The sequence below is a fragment of the Geomicrobium sp. JCM 19037 genome (genome assembly GCF_000698105.1).
Classification (GTDB): Bacteria; Bacillota; Bacilli; order Bacillales; family Marinococcaceae; genus Geomicrobium_A.
The window spans coordinates 46038-63830 of record NZ_BAWZ01000024.1 but is presented as its reverse complement, the minus strand read 5'-3'; the positions used below and the strand labels follow the sequence as shown (position 1 = coordinate 63830).

25 protein-coding genes and 1 pseudogene are annotated in these 17793 nt (G+C 43.7%); 4 read left to right on the top strand and 22 right to left on the bottom strand.

Features of this window, described 5'->3' with window-relative positions; translation table 11 throughout:
* The coding region (locus tag JCM19037_RS27425; RefSeq protein WP_238544733.1) for a hypothetical protein at positions 1-193 on the top strand (193 nt) is incomplete at its 5' end.
* A 133-nt stretch (positions 194-326) separates the two neighbouring features.
* Here the strand turns inward: JCM19037_RS27425 and JCM19037_RS28595 are convergent.
* Positions 327-455 (bottom strand): hypothetical protein, encoded by a 129-nt coding sequence (locus JCM19037_RS28595; RefSeq protein ID WP_255357916.1) that lies wholly within the window; start codon positions 453-455, stop codon positions 327-329.
* Positions 456-536: 81 nt separating this feature from the next.
* Here JCM19037_RS28595 and JCM19037_RS14095 point away from each other — a divergent pair, with 81 nt between their 5' ends.
* On the top strand, positions 537-1292 hold the full coding sequence (locus tag JCM19037_RS14095; RefSeq protein WP_042402213.1) for a polysaccharide deacetylase family protein: 756 nt from the start codon (positions 537-539) through the stop codon (positions 1290-1292).
* 42 nt (positions 1293-1334) lie between these two features.
* Here JCM19037_RS14095 and JCM19037_RS14090 read toward each other — a convergent pair.
* Positions 1335-2614: pseudogene (locus JCM19037_RS14090) on the bottom strand (lysine N(6)-hydroxylase/L-ornithine N(5)-oxygenase family protein).
* Positions 2615-2665: 51 nt separating this feature from the next.
* Positions 2666-3268: a KinB-signaling pathway activation protein gene (locus JCM19037_RS14085; RefSeq protein ID WP_042402211.1), complete on the bottom strand. Its 603-nt coding sequence runs from the start codon at positions 3266-3268 to the stop codon at positions 2666-2668.
* Between the two features lie 141 nt (positions 3269-3409).
* Between JCM19037_RS14085 and gerD the strand changes: the two genes are divergently transcribed.
* A complete protein-coding gene (gene gerD / locus JCM19037_RS14080; RefSeq protein ID WP_042402209.1) occupies positions 3410-4003 on the top strand; it encodes a spore germination lipoprotein GerD in 594 nt (197 codons plus the stop codon).
* A 30-nt stretch (positions 4004-4033) separates the two neighbouring features.
* Here the strand turns inward: gerD and JCM19037_RS14075 are convergent, their stop codons facing one another.
* The 5 genes from JCM19037_RS14075 to JCM19037_RS14055 all read right to left on the bottom strand — a co-directional run bounded on the left by JCM19037_RS14075 (position 4034) and on the right by JCM19037_RS14055 (position 7051).
* On the bottom strand, positions 4034-5086 hold the full coding sequence (locus JCM19037_RS14075) for an Mrp/NBP35 family ATP-binding protein (RefSeq protein WP_042402206.1): 1053 nt from the start codon (positions 5084-5086) through the stop codon (positions 4034-4036).
* Between the two features lie 59 nt (positions 5087-5145).
* A complete protein-coding gene (gene cwlD, locus JCM19037_RS14070; protein WP_042402203.1) occupies positions 5146-5877 on the bottom strand; it encodes an N-acetylmuramoyl-L-alanine amidase CwlD in 732 nt (243 codons plus the stop codon).
* Positions 5878-5948: 71 nt separating this feature from the next.
* A complete protein-coding gene (locus tag JCM19037_RS14065) occupies positions 5949-6374 on the bottom strand; it encodes a DUF2521 family protein (protein ID WP_042402200.1) in 426 nt (141 codons plus the stop codon).
* A 113-nt stretch (positions 6375-6487) separates the two neighbouring features.
* Complete coding sequence (locus JCM19037_RS14060; protein ID WP_042402197.1) at positions 6488-6751, bottom strand: DUF1871 family protein; 264 nt, start codon at positions 6749-6751, stop codon at positions 6488-6490.
* 9 nt (positions 6752-6760) lie between these two features.
* Entirely contained in the window at positions 6761-7051 is a 291-nt protein-coding gene (locus tag JCM19037_RS14055; protein WP_042402194.1) for a hypothetical protein, read from the bottom strand.
* Between the two features lie 71 nt (positions 7052-7122).
* Between JCM19037_RS14055 and JCM19037_RS14050 the strand changes: the two genes are divergently transcribed.
* On the top strand, positions 7123-7620 hold the full coding sequence (locus JCM19037_RS14050) for a hypothetical protein (RefSeq protein ID WP_042402191.1): 498 nt from the start codon (positions 7123-7125) through the stop codon (positions 7618-7620).
* 245 nt (positions 7621-7865) lie between these two features.
* On the opposite strand, the gene JCM19037_RS14045 is transcribed toward JCM19037_RS14050, so the two are convergent.
* The 14 genes from JCM19037_RS14045 to JCM19037_RS13985 all read right to left on the bottom strand — a co-directional run bounded on the left by JCM19037_RS14045 (position 7866) and on the right by JCM19037_RS13985 (position 17786).
* Complete coding sequence (locus tag JCM19037_RS14045) at positions 7866-9242, bottom strand: PQQ-dependent sugar dehydrogenase (protein WP_238544732.1); 1377 nt, start codon at positions 9240-9242, stop codon at positions 7866-7868.
* Between the two features lie 1067 nt (positions 9243-10309).
* On the bottom strand, positions 10310-10702 hold the full coding sequence (rpsI, locus tag JCM19037_RS14040; RefSeq protein WP_042402188.1) for a 30S ribosomal protein S9: 393 nt from the start codon (positions 10700-10702) through the stop codon (positions 10310-10312).
* Between the two features lie 17 nt (positions 10703-10719).
* Positions 10720-11157 carry a 50S ribosomal protein L13 gene (rplM, locus tag JCM19037_RS14035; RefSeq protein ID WP_042402185.1) on the bottom strand — a complete coding sequence of 146 codons (438 nt, stop codon included), beginning with the start codon at positions 11155-11157 and terminating at the stop codon, positions 10720-10722.
* Positions 11158-11415: 258 nt separating this feature from the next.
* Positions 11416-12171 (bottom strand): tRNA pseudouridine(38-40) synthase TruA, encoded by a 756-nt coding sequence (truA, locus tag JCM19037_RS14030; RefSeq protein WP_042402183.1) that lies wholly within the window; start codon positions 12169-12171, stop codon positions 11416-11418.
* A gap of 19 nt (positions 12172-12190) precedes the next feature.
* On the bottom strand, positions 12191-12988 hold the full coding sequence (locus tag JCM19037_RS14025) for an energy-coupling factor transporter transmembrane protein EcfT (protein ID WP_042402180.1): 798 nt from the start codon (positions 12986-12988) through the stop codon (positions 12191-12193).
* A gap of 1 nt (position 12989) precedes the next feature.
* Positions 12990-13844 (bottom strand): energy-coupling factor transporter ATPase, encoded by an 855-nt coding sequence (locus JCM19037_RS14020; RefSeq protein WP_042402215.1) that lies wholly within the window; start codon positions 13842-13844, stop codon positions 12990-12992.
* Complete coding sequence (locus JCM19037_RS14015; protein ID WP_042402179.1) at positions 13820-14653, bottom strand: energy-coupling factor transporter ATPase; 834 nt, start codon at positions 14651-14653, stop codon at positions 13820-13822. The genes JCM19037_RS14020 and JCM19037_RS14015 overlap by 25 nt, the downstream gene beginning before the upstream one ends.
* A gap of 76 nt (positions 14654-14729) precedes the next feature.
* Positions 14730-15095, bottom strand: coding sequence for a 50S ribosomal protein L17 (rplQ, locus tag JCM19037_RS14010; RefSeq protein WP_042402176.1), 366 nt, complete (start codon positions 15093-15095; stop codon positions 14730-14732).
* Between the two features lie 87 nt (positions 15096-15182).
* Positions 15183-16127, bottom strand: coding sequence for a DNA-directed RNA polymerase subunit alpha (locus tag JCM19037_RS14005; protein ID WP_042402173.1), 945 nt, complete (start codon positions 16125-16127; stop codon positions 15183-15185).
* Between the two features lie 156 nt (positions 16128-16283).
* Complete coding sequence (rpsK, locus tag JCM19037_RS14000) at positions 16284-16697, bottom strand: 30S ribosomal protein S11 (RefSeq protein ID WP_042402171.1); 414 nt, start codon at positions 16695-16697, stop codon at positions 16284-16286.
* The gene (gene rpsM / locus JCM19037_RS13995) at positions 16698-17063 is read right to left on the bottom strand and encodes a 30S ribosomal protein S13 (RefSeq protein ID WP_042402168.1); all 366 of its coding nucleotides are present in this window, start codon (positions 17061-17063) and stop codon (positions 16698-16700) included.
* Positions 17064-17084: 21 nt separating this feature from the next.
* A complete protein-coding gene (gene rpmJ / locus JCM19037_RS24430) occupies positions 17085-17198 on the bottom strand; it encodes a 50S ribosomal protein L36 (protein ID WP_042429335.1) in 114 nt (37 codons plus the stop codon).
* Positions 17199-17258: 60 nt separating this feature from the next.
* Positions 17259-17477: a translation initiation factor IF-1 gene (gene infA, locus JCM19037_RS13990; RefSeq protein ID WP_042402165.1), complete on the bottom strand. Its 219-nt coding sequence runs from the start codon at positions 17475-17477 to the stop codon at positions 17259-17261.
* Between the two features lie 3 nt (positions 17478-17480).
* Entirely contained in the window at positions 17481-17786 is a 306-nt protein-coding gene (locus JCM19037_RS13985; RefSeq protein ID WP_042402162.1) for a KOW domain-containing RNA-binding protein, read from the bottom strand.
* Between the last annotated feature and the right edge of the window lie 7 nt (positions 17787-17793).

The following is a 17793-nucleotide window of genomic DNA, read 5'->3' as shown; positions in this document are numbered from 1 at the left end:
TATTTGCGCTGTCGCTGTTTTGGCGACTTTATTAATTTACCACAACCAGCGTTTCGCGTCAATAACTTTTTTAAAAAGTTTTCTCGGTGCGAACTGTTGTTCTCAAGCACAAGATATATCTTATCACCTGAGCACTTTGACTGTCAATAACTTTTTTTCAGTTGTTATCACCGTCGTTGTGGCGGATTTATAATATACCAATAACCTAAATAATATGCAACCATTTCTAGTAAATTCCTTTTAAATTTTTTAATTCATGTACGTTCGAATCATTTCTTTTCTCTCCATACGCTTGTATAACGCTCGAATCACGTCGCGCTTTTCTTCTACTGCCTCAGTGACAAACCACTCACATCCTCTGATTGTATGCGCCTTTCGAGTAATTGCCATTCATAGTACAGCAGATCCCTTAGCTCAATTTCTTCTTTTTCATTAATGAGTAAACCAATCATCATTTGTCCTCCTTTTTCAGTTATATCTTGTCCGTTTGCGCATATACATAACCAGCAAGACGTCGGCAATAATGGGAGGGAGTCATGTCACAGTTTTGGGTAATCAATCGACGTAGTGGTAAAAAATATGTATTTATTGCTGTTATTGCTTTTTGTACCGCTTGTATTCTATTAATGGACAGACCTTTTTTGGCGGTGTTTTCAGGGGACAATGATGCGGGTGCTTTCTCAAGTGCCGATATTGAGGAAACGATCGCTAGCCTCACGTTTAATGTAAGCTGGGGAGAAGAAAACGTGGAGCCGATCTTGGATATCTTACAGGAAAAAGACGTTACCGCAACGTTTTTCGTCTCTGGTGTTTGGTCTGAACGTCACGTTGAGTTATTACAACGCATGGTTGAGGAAGGTCATGAGGTGGGCAACTATGGTTACTACTTCAAACCATACCCAGACCAAGAACCTGAAGATATTCGAAGAGACATGATGCAAAGTCATGATGTCATTTCAGAAGCTACTGATGCATCTCCGATTTTTTTTCGCCCTCCAGCAGGGATCTTTAATCAAGAAGTGTTAGATGCTGCAGATAATATGGGGTATTCAGTGATTCATTGGGCCACTGACGGAGCCGATTGGCAAAACCCGGGAATTGATGAGATCGTCACGAACATTAGCGACGAACTTTCCCCAGGTGACGTCATTATGTTAGATGCGTCAGATTCAGCAAAACAAACGGTGGAAGCACTCCCGCTCGTTATTGATCATTTGCGAGATGACCACTATGAGTTGGTTTCACTTCAGATGCTCATTAGCGAAGCCGAAGCTGAATACGAGGCATTATAGATAGATGAAAAGCCGAGCGCCTCATCACAGGGCGCTCGGCTTTTAAAATTGTTGAAACGGATGACTTCGTTTCAACTTATATGGGTGGTTCTTCGTCATACTGTTAATGATTTCGATGTTGCGTGTTACAGATAAAGCCAAGTTCGTCGCACTCGTGCCGTGGGAGTGTTCAAGGTTCGTGAGCATAAATACTAGGTGCTCCCTTTTATCCATGAAAGATAAACGGTAGTCCCGCTCAACTTTAGGCAACCCTTCCCCCTCCCAAACGAGGTCATCTGTCATCCGCTCAATAAAATCAGGCACTTGTGGTTGATACCCTGTGGCAAGTACCGTCCAATCAGAATCAAGCTCGAAGTTTCGATCCTCTTGCCATTGCTTGCACTGCAACTCGTGATTTGAATGATCGGAGTCCGAGAGTCCATTCACTTCTACACTTGGCTGGATACTCACCGGATCTCTCCTTCCGCTGTTCTGTGATACAGCAGTTCATAGATCGATTTTAATGTTTTTCCTTCAACACCATTGCGTAAGCTAGTAAGGGAACCGAGCACATTTTGCCTTTCGTCAAAAGACAACCGATGAAAATGGTCAACATAGTCAGGCGTAAACTGTTCTTGACCTAACTTACTTTCTTCTAATTGAAAGAAACCAGGTGAGCGTGTGAGCCACGTTAACGAGTAACCAAAACGAATTTGGTTTTCCAGCAAATCATAGAAGATCTCTGCTGCACTCTGGCCCGAACCAACAACAGTCAGCCGATCCCCGCGTTTGATTTCTTCGGCATGAAACGTATATTCGCTAGAATGAACCACTTGATGCGCTCGATTCTCTTCCATTGCTGGTGGGAACATCGGTGTGCTTCCCGTCCCAACAACAACATGATTTGCGGTCACCACTGTCTGGCTTTTCGTTTTCACATCTTCAATCATGCAACGATAAAACGTCCCTTCATTTCGTACGTCAACTACCCGCTTTCCAAACGCCAAGCTGCTCACTTTCTTCGCTACCCATTGGCAATATGCATTGTACTCTTTCCTCGGCACATTCCATTCCTTAAAGAAGTAAAACGGGAACATGCGCTCATGTTCATGTAAATAATTTAGAAACGTGTATTCACTGCGAGGATTGGCCAGCGTCACAAGATCCGCAATAAAAGAAATTTGAAGATCTGTTCGGTCAATTAACATCCCCGGATGCCATTCAAAATGATTATTCTCATCAAAGAATACAGCGTTGAGTTCTGTGCCTTCTTCCAGTAATGCTGCCAAGCTTAAATTAAATGGGCCAATACCCACTCCTAATACATCCACGTGCTTCACCATATCGACGTCCTTTCTATCTATACACAAAAGTACAGGCCTCTCAGCCTGTACTTAATTATTTATCTTGGCGTTGTAGCTGTGCAGCGCAATGAGTTGATACGTGTTCGCTGCAATTAGTGGCGCTAAGTAGATCCACAGCCACACACTATCATTAACCACTTGTACTGTTAAAGCTGGCACCCATTCGATCGTTGTAATGACAAACATAAAGAATACCGCGGGGACAAACGCCGTCCAGTTCGTCTCTTTCATCTTCCAATAGGCAATAATTACCGCATAAATTAACAGAAGCGTCGGTGTAATCAAATAGCCTGTCCAATGTTCCCCAGGTTCTGCGTATGCAATATATCGTAAATACACAAGATCAAAATACACAAAAGCAATCAACAGTATTTGAATAAGATTCCAAAGTTTTCGCGTTTTAAACAACGATAATGCAAATCGATGCAAGACGAGGTAAGCAAAATACCCCATTTGTGCGACAATACTCACCGCTGCACCAATTCCAAGCATCCAGACGACACCCCAGAAAAAGTTCCAAAACCCTTCTTCTTGGAACACATCCCATGTTAATGGAACACCGACAACCGCACCACCTGCCGCTCCGATAAACATCGTCGTGAAAAATAGATAGACAACTTTTCTAGTATTCACAAGATCATCCCTTAAGACCAAAATCACACAGGTTACATTTTACCAATCACTGTGCGAAAAAGCTAGCTGACGTTTAAAGGGTTGCATATTTTGTCACGGTTTGAATCATAGTAAGAAAAAACGAAAGGGGGCTTACAATCCATGGTTCCATATGGACGCCTCTTGGCTTTATTAACATCTATCATTATTTTAACGGGGTGTGCCGCTTTTCAAGGAGAAGCCCAGGCCGATTATGATGAAACAAAACGGATGGTTAGTGACGTCATTAAGACAGAAGAAGGTAAAGAAGCGTTGCGCGAAGTGTTAAGTGAAGAGGAGTTTCAATCCTCATTAATCATGGAGCAATCATTTATTCAAGATACAATTCACGACACCCTCGTATCAAACGAAGGAAAAGAGTATTGGGCCCAACTCATGGAAGACCCTGATTTTAGCTTAAAAATTGCCGATAGCATGCAATCAAAAAATGAAGAGATCTTAAAACGCCTCATGAAAGATCCCGATTACCAAACGATGATGATGGATGTGATGCATGATCCGGAAATGGAGCAAGCAACACTTGAATTAATGAAAAGCAAAGCGTATCGCGAACAAATGATGACCGTCATTGCCGAAGCATTACAAAACCCTCGTCTTCAATCACAGTTGCAACAAGCAGACAATGCCAGTGATAGTGAGGAAAGCAGTGAGGGAGAGGAAGAAGAAAGCGAATCGTCTGGAAGCGAAGAAGAGTAAAGTGAACGCTCACTTTACTCTTCGGTCGTTTTACGATTCTTTTTTACGAATGACGTTTCGGGCAAGTTCACTATAAATTTGACCGATTGGGTGCTCTTTTGCGTATACAGAAGGTGCAAAATCTTCATGGTCAATATCGGGTTGCCCAAGTGGAATTTGGCCAAGAAGGTCCGCTTTTAACTCTTCACTCAAACGCTCACCGCCACCTTGACCGAATACGTACTCCCGCTCTCCAGTCTTTTGACTTTCAAAGTAAGCCATATTCTCAACAATACCGAGAATGCGGTGGTTACTCTTAATCGCCATAGATCCAGCACGAGCCGCAACAAACGCCGCTGTTGCATGCGGAGTTGTAACGATAATCTCATCTGACTCTGGCAGCATCGTATGAACGTCCAAAGCAACGTCACCTGTACCTGGTGGCAAGTCCAAGATGAGGTAGTCGAGATCTCCCCACGTCACTTCCTTGAAGAAGTTCGTTAACATCTTCCCGAGCATTGGGCCACGCCAGATGACGGGGGCATTGTCTTCAACGAAGAAGCCCATGGAGATAACTTTAACACCGTAACGCTCAACTGGGTGAATCTTCTCACCTTCAACCGTTGGACGCTTTTCAATGCCCATCATGTCCGGAACACTAAAACCGTAAATGTCTGCATCAATAATGCCAACTTTCTTACCTTCCCGGGCGAGGGAAACGGCTAGATTGACGGAAACCGTGGACTTTCCTACGCCGCCCTTACCGCTAGCGACAGCAATGAAATTCACTTTGTTATTTGGGTCTAGCAAGCCGAGTTTTTTCGCTTCCTCTTCAGGATCGATGTGCTTGCTGACTTCTTCCTCTGTTAACTGCTCAAAACGAAGTCCGACGCTATTTGCCCCTAGCTCCTTAACAGCAGCAACAATGTTTTGTTGCAATTTCATCTGACCGCTCGTACCGGTTTTTGCGAGCGCGATCTTTAGACTAACGTTCTCATCTTTGATCTTAATTTCCCGAATGCCTTCGGTCTCAAGAATACTTTTATTCAAATCCGGATCTTTTATAGGTTTAAGTACTTCAATAATTTCTTTCTCATTTAACAACGTTTTACACCTTCCTTTAGTGTGACTGCATTTATTATATCACACCTAAAGGCTAGGTTTTACTGTTCTGCCTCATTCTCCTTCGCCATTTCTGGAACTTTGTACCGAAGCATTCCTTGATAGATCGATGCGGCAATTTTGTCTTGGTATTCTTCGGATTGAAGGTCAGCCGCTTCATCTGGATTCGATAAAAACCCGACTTCAACGAGAACACCTGGAATTTTGGCTTGATCAACAATGTATTTGCCATTGATGGCTAAAGCGGTCCGGTTTGTGTTCTCCAACTGCCGAATCATTTCGCTTTGAACACTCTCGGCCATGTTTTTGCTGTCTTCAAACGTGCGATTATAGAACGTCTGTGCCCCACGCCACCTCGGTGAAGGAATGGCGTTTAAATGTAAGCTTATATAATAATCACTATTCGTTTCATTAATAAGCGCAAGCCGGTTTTTTAAATCTTCTGTTTTCCGGTTTGAATACCCCTGTGTATCACTCGCAGCCAAATCACTATCATCCTCGCGCGTCATGAGCACAAGTGCTCCTGATGCTTGCAAATAGTCCCTTAATTTTAAGGAAATAGCCAAGGCAATTTCTTTTTCTTGCGTACCGTCACTAGCACTAGATCCCCCATCCACGCCTCCGTGCCCTGGGTCGATCACAATGATTTGTCCGCTTAAAGGCATCTCAAGCCCTGCTGTATTTTCTGAGGAAAACATGGAGAAGATAGCATAAACCGCTAAACCTGAAAAAATGATCGCTAGAGGAGTGCCGATGAACATTCGTTTCGTCATGATGAACAGCCCCTTTTGGGAGTTTAGTTCATCATATGAAAAACAAGACGAGCATATGCCCGTCTTGCCCGTTAACGTCTTGCTTTTGCATGCTTTTTCCCCGTATCAAAGCCCAAATCCCACCAATGCTTCACATAGCTGGCTGCACCGTGCGCCACTTTTTCGGATTCAACCGTCTTATCTTGAATCCAGTCAGAAATGAACAAGTTCAATTCCATCATACGGTTTTGCAAGTGATCGTCTTCATGAGGCACTGCTTTTCCTAGTCGAGCCTCAGTCATACCACGCTTTCCTGAATACAGAAATGTTTCAATGGCGAGATCCATACACACTTCTTCAAGGAATGAATGGCGAAATCGAAAGGTTCGGCTAATCGGAACGAGGTATTTCTCAGTTGCAGCAACCATATCTTCCATGCTGAGGGTATGAAGCAATGATTTCTCCGTCTCCCAGTCTCTTGCCCGCTTCTCCTCTTGAAAAGAAACAACAGCTCCCAATTCCAGCCCCCCTCACTCCATAGTATGGGGCGACTCGCTGGATTCATGACTGGGAATTGCCGAATGTTCCACGAGAAACATTTGACAGTATGATTCGCAGCAACATGCAAATACTAATGGTTGCTACTCAGTTCCTGCCAGATGATATGGGCTACACGAACGCAAGCGTTCCAATCATGGTCATCTGAAAACGACTCATCTAATATTTGTTTTATCCGATTCGCCAAGTGATTCGCATCGGACGTCTTTTCCAGTTGATCGATGATTTGTTTAATTTCCACTTCATATTCGTCCAGAGGCGCGCCGCCAAGAAGCAACAATTGCGGATCCCACTCATTAATGATTTTTTTGACAGTCATATCTTTTGTTTGTGTCAACGTTACACCTCATATCCAGTACATGGTAAAAAGACCGATTAACACGACGACAGACGGACTACTAAAAAGCAGGAAATAAATCGCCCAGCGGTGTCGGTTTGCCCTTTCTATATTCGTCTCAAAATTCTCACTAGTCAACGCGCTTCTTTTCGTAATCCCAACAACAAACCCACCAACTACTAAAGACACAATAATGACAATGCCTGCCCCGTTCAAAAGGATGTTTACATTTGCTGACATCCATGCAACGAGTGCGAGCACGCTAACCGTAGCGATCCCTAATAACAAAGATACAAGCATTTGAACTCCCCTTCCCCATCTTCTCATAGTATACCTTTTCCTGTTACCCTAGTAAAAAAGGAGATGAGGAAGTGACGTTGATGAAATCCATTGTTGTAATGATTGTCTTGGCTATGTTAACCGCTTGCTCTTCTTCCACACTTAATGAGGCAGTTGAAAGTTCATATGAAGGAAATGATTTTACTGCAAACATTACGCACGTAACAGGGGTAACTGAAGAGGAAAACAAAGAAGCTTTAACGTTGAGTGCCGATTCAATGCTGCTTTATGTAACCGTTGAAATTGAAGCGACCGATTCCGTCCACATCGACCAACGCTTTTACGAACGGTTTGAGATAGAAACAACGGTCGAGCCGTTCCCTATATCACCATTCATTGAACAACTTCAAGATGCGCCAGATGATATGCAAATCGTTAACGTTCAAGAACAGCAGCTAAATGCCGGTGAACAAACTTCGATTGAGCTTGCTTATAACATTCAGCAAGGATCAGATGCGTATCAATTGCACGTGCATGACGGCCCGAGCATTCAATTTCCTAATGATAAATTGCAATCCAATCGGCCTTAAGCAAATTAAATCGGCATAACCCGATTTAAAGCTCGGCACCTTAAAAACCTTAGAAATGCATGGATACGTGGCTCCTTGTCTATGACTTGTTTCCGCAAATTCAAGTATAGAAGACAAAAGAGCCTGCGTATTTTATTTTCCTCAGTTGTTTTTCAACCCAACATTTAGTGTAGAGCCCAAAAAGAAGCAGGCGTTCATGTACTTCCATGAACGCCTGCTTTTTAACTATTGTTAAGCACCTTAAGTTAGATGCTTGTAAAGAATAATAAATTATTCAGCGTCGTCTTCATCAGTATCAACATCGTCTTCTTCTGTGCCTTCACCTGCTGCAGCAACCTTATAGATCGAACCGCCATCAGTACTTGCAATAAGGCGCCGTCATCCGTTACAAGAATATCACGGAAACGTTCGCCTTCTTCAGTTAGCAGGCGTTCTTCTCCAACGACGAGGTCATCTTCAATAACGACACGCACGATATAGTTCGGGGCTAAACCACCGATGAACAAGTCGTTCTCCCATTCAGGAATGGCGTCGTTATCATAGAATGACATACCACTTGGTGCACTTGTTGGATCCCAATAATATACGGGTTCAACAAAGCCTTGCGCTTCGTGTTCAGAAATTCCATCATTAATTAATTCGCCCGTGTACTCAATCCCATAGGAAACAACTGGCCATCCATAGTTAGCACCCGGTTCAATAATATTCAGTTCATCCCCAGCTTGTGGACCGAATTCAACAATCCATAAGTCTTCGGTTTCAGGGTGGAAGTCCACACCTTGAATATTACGGTGACCGTAGCTGTAAATACCATCTAGTGCGTCTTCATCTTCGATAAATGGATTCGTGTCTACTGCTTCTCCATCTTGTGTGATGTGAATGACTTTACCTAAGTAAGCATCTAAGTCTTGTGCACGTTCGCGAATTGGATCATCTGACCGCTCACCCGTTGTTAAGAATAAGTTGTCTTCATCATCAAAGATAATACGTCCACCATAGTGTAAGTCACCATCATAAGCTGGTTCCGCTTGGAAGATGACTTCAAAATCTTCAAGTGAGTCTTCATCTTCTGATAAAACACCTTTACCGACTGCCGTTACCGTACCGTCTTCAAGATCTTGAGCAAACGTCATAAATACTAATCTTGATTCGTCAAAATCAGGTGCAATGGTCACATCAAGTAAACCACCTTGACCTTCGTTATTTACTTCTGGTGTACCTTCAATTGCATCTGAAACAGAGCCATCTTCAAGATTTACAATAAGAAGCTCTGCTGAATCTCTTTGCGTAACCAATAAGCGGTTTGTATCAAACTCTTCCATACCCCAAGACACATCAAGACCCTCAGCAACAACTTCCACATCAAGTTCTGCTTCAGTCTCTACTTCAGGTGCTCTTGTTTGTTCTGGAAATGCGGGTTCAAACTCAGTAACTTTTGGTTCAGATTCTGCACTTGTATCTGTACTTTCATCAGCGCCCTCGTCAACACTTTCTTCTGTTTCAGCATCCGAGTCATCCGTTGGTTCTTCGTCTGAAGTATCTCCATTGCCACATGCTGCCAAAGCCAATACAGTGATCAACATTGTGAAAGACATTAATTTTGACCACGAAAATTTCGTCATTCTTTTTCCTCCATTTCCTAAAAAACATTAACTGATTATAAGATATGAACGTCTTAACCAATTTTTGCTAGGGTTTCAAGGGGCTAAACTATACTCACAAAATGAGCACACCTGCGAAAGTAATACTATCAAAATTATCTCCCGTTGACAAATAAAGGAATGTACCTAAACACGAATACGTTTTTCTTTTTTAGGTGTTCAGGACTTCAACCCTAGAGCCCATGCACATGCCGGGCACACCCCAAAAAAAGCCGAGAGCAAAAGCGATCGGCTTTTAAAGGAATGATTTATCTTCACCAGGAAATAAAATGGCAAGAATAACAATATCGTCATCCACCCGTTCAAAGTACACTCTAAATTTTTTACGACCATACGTGATATTCATTCATATGGACCAAATTCTTCTGTATAGGTTTGACCAATAATCGGATTTTGAAGTATATCATCGATTTCAAGAATGATCTGAGCGATAATCTAACGTTTCTTCTGGTGTAAAATAATCACTTTTATATTGTAAAAGTTTCTGTTTTACGACTGGAGGCCATATAACGCTAAGACTCGTCATGAATATAGTCCTCAGAAGACAGCGAATCTAAGAGACCTTTTGTGGAATGCCCTAAATCTTTCTCGTATTGTTTTTTGCTTTCTTTCATCATTTGATCAAGTGCAGGGTTAGCAGAAGCGTCATCTGGATGGAAGGCTCTTTGTCATCTTCTTCTTGAAGAACGAGTGTAAACGTCCCTTTCCCAGGGATTTAAAATTGGCAAACAGAATTTTCACGGTTCATTTTCGAAATGTACCGCATCAATTCATGAACAGATTGAACATTCCCCATATCAAATACCATCCTCATCGATCATTTTCTGTTATTATATCACATATCAGAGCATAAGCTATCTGACTGGCGGATACGTCATCTTGACTTCGTCTGTCTCTCATCCTTTATTCAGTTCTCCCAATCAACTGGACAAACCCGTCTCTATGGACGTTACTTACGATTCCAATATAAAAACCCTCTTTGCTTTAATATGCAAAGAGGGCATAAACGTTGTTGTATAAAAGACTGCTTAACGCTTCGAGAATTGTGGTGCACGACGTGCAGACTTAAGACCGTATTTCTTACGCTCTTTCATTCTCGGGTCACGAGTAAGGAATCCTTTTTCTTTAAGAACTTTACGATATTCAGGATCAACGTCAAGAAGTGCACGGGATACGCCGAGCTGGATTGCGCCTGCTTGGCCTGTGTATCCTCCGCCATGAACGTTTACCTTAATGTCGTATTGTCCTTCTGTTCCTGTTTCAACGAATGGCGCGCGGACAACCATCTTCAACGTTTCGTAGTTGAAGTACTCATCCATATCACGCTTGTTAATCATTACTTTCCCGCTGCCTGGTGTGACGAACACACGTGCAGTCGAGTTCTTACGACGGCCTGTACCGTAATATTGCAAAGCTGCCAATTCAAACCCTCCTCTAATTATCCGCGTAGCTCGTAAGCTTCTGGTTTTTGTGCTGCGTGCTTGTGTTCAGAACCTGCATATACGTGAAGCTTCTTGATCGTTTGACGACCGAGAGCATTCTTTGGAAGCATGCCGTGAACCGCAAGTTCGATCATTTTCTCAGGCTTGTTCTTGCGCATGTCGATCGCGCGTGTTTCTTTAAGCCCACCGCGGTAACCGCTGTGACGATAGTAAACCTTGTCATTCCACTTGTTTCCAGTAAGTTCGATCTTCTCAGCGTTGATGATAATCACGTGATCACCTGTGTCAACGTGTGGTGTGAACTCTGGTTTATTCTTTCCACGTAGGATTGTCGCTACTTCACTAGCCAAACGTCCGAGCGTTTGACCTGCTGCGTCAATCACATACCATTTACGTTCAATTTCTTCTGCTTTAGCCATAAAAGTTGTACGCATGATGGAACCTCCTCGTTCATGATCATTCATTTATTTAGCAATCGTTTTTGTTCTCGTATATTTCATTCTCCGGGGCAGTGGAGTTTGAAATGCCAACTAACATCGTATAATATCCAGAGGAAAAAGTCAATTATTATCACGAAAAAAATGTTCGTCTATTGCCTGTAGGGAGCGCTTTTCGATGAGGTCATGATCTTCTGTAATTTTCCTCGTACACGGCTTTTCGGAATCGGTTTCTCATCCGCGCGCTCAGCCCGCTTATTCACCACGATACGCCACTTCCCATAAGTACAATCCTTGTGCAGGTGCTGTTTTTCCTGCAAGCCTGCGATCTTTCCCATCACGAATGGTTGTGATCTCTTCTACAGTGCGACGCCCCTGTCCGACTTCCAGTACAGTTCCTACAATAATTCTCACCATATTGTAGAGAAACCCCTCTCCGCGAAAGCGAAACATCAACGTATGCTCAGCGAATGGTTGTACTTGTGCGAGCTTCAGTGTCCGGACTTTATCAACGACGCTCGTATTGCTTGCACAAAAGGATGAAAAGTCATATTTACCGACCAGTTTCTCCAATGCTTTGTTCATCGCTTCACTGTCTAAATGATCCGTATACACGTGATGGGTGTAGTTGCGCTGGAAAACATCACGGTTTTTACCGATTTGCACGTAATAGCGATACTCTTTTTCCACAGCATCGTATCTTGCATGAAAATCATCTCGAACGACTTCCACACGCTGGATGAGAATATCATCAGGTAAGAGTGACATAATTGCTTTTGGCCACCTCTCCTCAGGGATGGCTAGTTGTGAATCAAAGTGGACAACTTGTCCGACGGCATGCACACCGCTGTCCGTTCTGCCTGACGCGGTAACGTTTTCAGCATGTGCCATCCGGTGCAAAGTGCCGAGTGCTCGGCCAATCTCTCCTTGCACCGTACGCTTTTCTGGTTGCACTTGCCATCCAGAAAAATGAGTTCCATCGTACGCCAAAACCGCTTTTAATCTAGGCATCTTTTTTCACCTCTTGATTCTATGATCGTGCCATCCATAACAGGACACCTAGCGTAATTACGATGATGATGGCGATGGTGTCTCGTAGCTTCCACTTCAACACACGCAACTTTGTTCTGCCTTCACCGCCTCGGTATCCTCTTGCATCCATTGCTGTTGCCATGTCCTCGGCTCGTTTAAACGATCGTACAAATAGCGGAATGATAAATGCAGTCATCGTATTCAATCGCGTCTTGAGTGAACCTTCAGTGAAGTCTGCCCCTCTGGCGGACTGTGCCTTTAAGATACGGTCAGCTTCAAGTAAGAGCGTCGGTATGAGGCGAATGCTTATGGCCATCATTAACGCAATTTCATGAGATGGTACCCCGATTTTTTTGAAAGGTCGAAGGTACGCTTCAAAACCGTCGGTTAAGTCAATTGGCGATGTCGTTAACGTAAGTAATGATGCAATAATGACAAGTGATCCAATTCGAACGGCGATATAAAAACCTTGAACGAGTCCGCCAGAATAAATGGACCATCCAAGAAACGTAAATAACACTTCTCCTTCATTTGTAAAAAACGCATGCAAAAAAAACGTGAAGAAAATTAATATAAAGATCGGCAACATGCCTTTTAAGAAAAACTTAAGCGGTACACGTGATAATAAAACAAATATAACAATTGCACCGACTAGCATACTGTTTGTTACCGCATCATTGGCAAAAAATACGATGACTGCCATGAGAAGTAGCGCTAAGATCTTCGATCTAGAGTCCAAGCGGTGCAACGGTGATTTCACCGGAATGTATTGTCCAATCACAATGTTTTGGAGCATATTACTTGCCCCCTTCATTGCGAATGGCCGTTGCCATTTGTTTAGCACTTAAAAATGATTCGTCAATTGATAGGCCACATCGGTTAAGCTTCTCTCTAATTCGGACAGCAGCGGGAACTGCAAGCCCTAGGCTTTGCAGGCGGTCCGAATCTTGAAACACCTGCTCTGGTTCCCCTTGCAAAACTGGGCGACCGTCACCCATCACGACGACCTCATCAGCATATCGAAATGCATCTTCCATATCATGAGTTACAAGTACGGTCGTCAGTCCGTTTTCTTTATGCCATGATTGAAACAAATCCAATAGTGCTCGGTGCCCGGCAGGATCTAAGCCCGCCGCCGGTTCATCAAGAATCAACACTTCTGGGCGAGTAGCAAGAACACCTGCAATGGCAACTCTACGCATTTGCCCCCCACTTAATTGAAACGGGGAACCGTCACGTACATCTTGTGGTAATCCGACTAGGTCGAGCAACTCAGGAATTCTTTTGCTCACTTCGTCCGCGTCCATCCCATGCTGAATTGGACCAAATAGAATATCTTCCTCTACCGTTGAGCCAAACAGTTGATGTTCTGGATATTGAAAGACCATACCGACTTTCCGCCGGAGAGGCTTAACGAACTTTCGTTTCGTTTTTCGATGGAAGCTTGTATTTCCGACGGTAACTTCTCCTTCAGTAGGAAGAAGCAGACCGTTAACGTGTTGCATGAGTGTTGATTTACCTGAACCAGTACTGCCAACAATCGTCGTGAAGTTGCCTGAACGAATCGTTAGATTCACATCTTCCAATGCTTTTTTTTCAAATGGGGAGCCAGGCATATATGTATAACTTACGTTGTTGAATGTAATTTGCACAGCATCTTCACCCACTCATCCTCATCTAGCATATACGCTTGTTGTTTGTTGTCATTTAAGTATGCTTGTACTTCAAGAAAGTACGGCAAGTGAAAATTACGATCCATTAAGAACGCTGGATCTTGAAAGAATGCTTCCGTTGACATATCTTTTACAATTGTTCCTTTTTCCATAAACACAACACGGTCGGCTTGCATTGCTTCTTGCAAGTCATGAGTGATCATAATGAGCGTGAATCCACGTTCGTGCAATTCGTTCATTGTCTTCATCACTTCTTTGCGACCTTCGGGATCGAGCATGGATGTTGATTCATCAAAGATCATGATGTCTGGGCGTAAAGCAAGAATGCCCGCTATAGCAGCTCGCTGCTTTTGACCTCCTGAAAGACGATGAGGTTCGGCATCAAGATGATCATCAATCGCGACCTGCTCACTCGCCGCTTGAATACGCTCAATCATCTGCTCACGACTGATACCTGCATTCTCCAGTCCAAAAGCAATATCGTCGCGAACGGTCGCTGCGACAAATTGGTGGTCAGGGTTTTGAAAAACCATCCCAGCTTTTTGGCGTATTTCCCAAATATGATCTTCTTCATCTGTTCGAAGCCCATCAACCTCTGTAGTTCCTGATGTGGGGATAAGCAGTGCATTTAGCATTCGGGCAAGCGTTGATTTCCCCGAACCGTTCGTTCCGAGTATCGCTATCCATTCACCACGATAAGCTTGAAACGAAAGATTGTTTAAGATCCAGTCTTGTTCTTCTTCATATGTAAAATAAAGATCACGACAATCAATAATGGTTTTCTGCACAGGAGCTTCCCCCAATCTGGTTGCTAGTATAAGAAAAAGGCAGTGACGTGTGAGATCGTCCTGCCTAAGTGAGAAATTATACGAGTTCGATGACAGCCATCGGTGCACCGTCACCTTTACGTGGCTCCATCTTAACGATGCGCGTGTAACCACCTTGGCGATCTTCATAACGTGGACCAATGTCACTGAACAATTTCTGAACTGCAGTTTCGCTGTCTGCATCCTCCGTTACGTTCTCATTGCGAATGAAAGATGCCGCTTGACGACGAGCGTGAAGGTCGCCGCGTTTTCCGAGCGTAATCACTTTCTCGACGAGTGGGCGTAAAGCTTTTGCTTTCGCTTCTGTCGTCACAATCTTTTCGTTGATGAGCAAATCAGTTGCAAGATCGCGGAAAAGTGCCTTACGCGCAGAACTGTCACGTCCTAGCTTTGCGTATGCCATTTTCGTTCCCCTCCTTCATCATGAGCCTGTATTCTTTGTTGTTACACATTAGAAAGAAGACCGATCAGCCGTCTTCTAATGAGAAACTTACTCTTCATTTCTTAGCCCGAGACTTAATTCTCCAAGCTTTTCTTGTACTTCTTCAAGTGATTTACGGCCAAGGTTGCGCACTTTCATCATGTCTTCTTCAGACTTCTGAGTAAGTTCTTGAACCGTATTAATGCCGGCGCGTTTTAAACAGTTGTACGAACGGACAGATAAGTCCAGTTCTTCAATTGTCATCTCCAGCACTTTCTCTTTCTGGTCTTCCTCTTTTTCCACCATAATCTCCGCATTCTGAGCTTGATCGGTCAAGCCAATGAAGATGTTTAGGTGCTCGTTCATAATCTTAGCGCCAAGAGATACCGCTTCTTCCGGACGGATGCTGCCATCTGTCCAAACATCAAGCGTTAGTTTGTCGTAGTTTGTAATCTGACCCACACGCGTATTCTCCACTTGGTAGTTTACGCGAGAGACCGGTGTAAAGATGGAGTCAATCGGAAGAACACCAATCGGCAAGTCTTCATGATTGTTCCCTTCAGCCGGGACATAGCCACGCCCGCGCTTAGCTGTCATACGCATATGAAGCTGTGCACCTTTCGTAAGCGTTGCAATGTGAAGGTCTGGGTTCAAGATATCAACATCACTGTCATGATTAATATCACGTGCAGTTACGACACCTTCTCCGTTTGCATCGATTTCAAGCACTTTCTCTTCGTCAGAATGAATGTTCAGAGCTAACTGTTTCAAGTTCAAAATGATCGTTGTAACGTCTTCTACGACACCCTCAACCGTTGAGAATTCATGAAGAACACTATCAATTTGAACATTGGTAATCGCAGACCCTGGGAGGGAGGATAATAGGATTCGACGCAAGGAGTTCCCTAAAGTCGTACCATAGCCACGTTCCAAAGGCTCCACAACGAATTTGCCGTACTTAGCATCCTCGCTGACTTCGATCGTTTCAATGCTTGGCTTTTCGATTTCAATCATTCGATTTCCTCCTTAAAAACGTCGGAATCCGAAAAGGCGTGCTCAGCACGTCTTTCCGCTTTTCCCTTAAAGGCAGTGATTGACACTGTTCACCATAACTCTGGCGCCACATCTAACCATTATTGACACAATCCGGTTATTTTAACCTCTATGGTGTTAAACTCTCCGACGTTTCGGGGGACGACAACCGTTGTGAGGTACTGGCGTCATGTCACGAATGACATTCACTTCAAGGCCTGTTGCTTGCAAAGAGCGGATTGCTGCTTCACGTCCGGCACCAGGTCCTTTAACGGCAACCTCAACAGTTTTCATGCCGTGCTCCATCGCTGACTTCGCTGCGCTTTCTGCAGCCATTTGTGCAGCAAACGGCGTAGATTTACGGGAACCTTTAAATCCAAGGTTACCAGCACTTGCCCAGGAAAGAACGTTTCCTTGTAAATCTGAAATGGTCACGATCGTATTGTTAAACGTTGAGCGGATGTGAGCAATTCCTGAATCCACTTGTTTACGTTGGCGACGTTTACGTGTTGTTGTCTTAGGCTTAGCATCTGAATAGACCTCCTTTATCATTTATTTCTTTTTATTAGCGATCGTCTTACGAGGACCTTTTACTGTACGTGAGTTGTTCTTTGTCTTCTGACCACGAGCAGGAAGCCCGCGACGATGACGAATACCACGATAAGATCCGATTTCAATAAGACGCTTGATGTTTAATGACTTCTCACGGCGAAGATCACCTTCTACGTTGTAGTTTCCTACAACTGTACGAATGCGTCCTAGTTCTTCATCAGTAAGATCACGAACGCGCGTTTCTGATGAAACGTTCGCTTCATCGAGTACTTTCTCAGCAGTCTTCTTACCAATCCCGTATACATAAGTGAGTGAAATCACTACACGTTTATCACGAGGGATATCGACACCAGCAATACGTGCCAAACTCATGCACCTCCTTGTTTTTTATCCTTGTTTTTGTTTATGCTTCGGATTTGAACAGATCACCATAACCGTACCTTTACGGCGAATGACCTTACAGCGTTCACAGATCGGTTTGACGGACGGTCTGACTTTCATCCTTTTTCCCTCCTTATGATCGGCATCCTTTGGGAGGCCACGTCTGCAGAACTGTGACGATTATTTATATCGATACGTAATCCTTCCCCTAGATAGGTCATATGGAGACAACTCCACAGTAACTTTATCTCCGGGTAAGATTCGAATAAAGTGCATTCGGATTTTGCCAGATACGTGCGCAAGAATCTTGTGTCCGTTATCTAACTCCACACGAAACATTGCGTTCGGTAAAGGCTCGATCACTGTGCCTTCTACTTCGATTACATCATCTTTGGCCATGGATTACTCTCCTTCCTTTATTATAACAGGTTTCTCCCTACAATACTGAATCAACCCGTGGCGGATTTTGGCATTGGTCACAAGACCTGTTTGCTCAAGACTTTCCTTCACCTCTCGGGAAGCAAACCCAAGCGCTCTTACATGGTTGATGTTTTTCTTCTTAGCAGTTTTGAACGTTCTTTGGTCGCCATCGGCAACAGCAACAAAGTGATCATCGAACTTGCCGACGACAATGTAGATTTTACCGTGGTCTCTACCTTTTGTCGCTTCAACAATTTCCCCGATTTGAAAAACCGGTACGTTCTCCATTTACGAC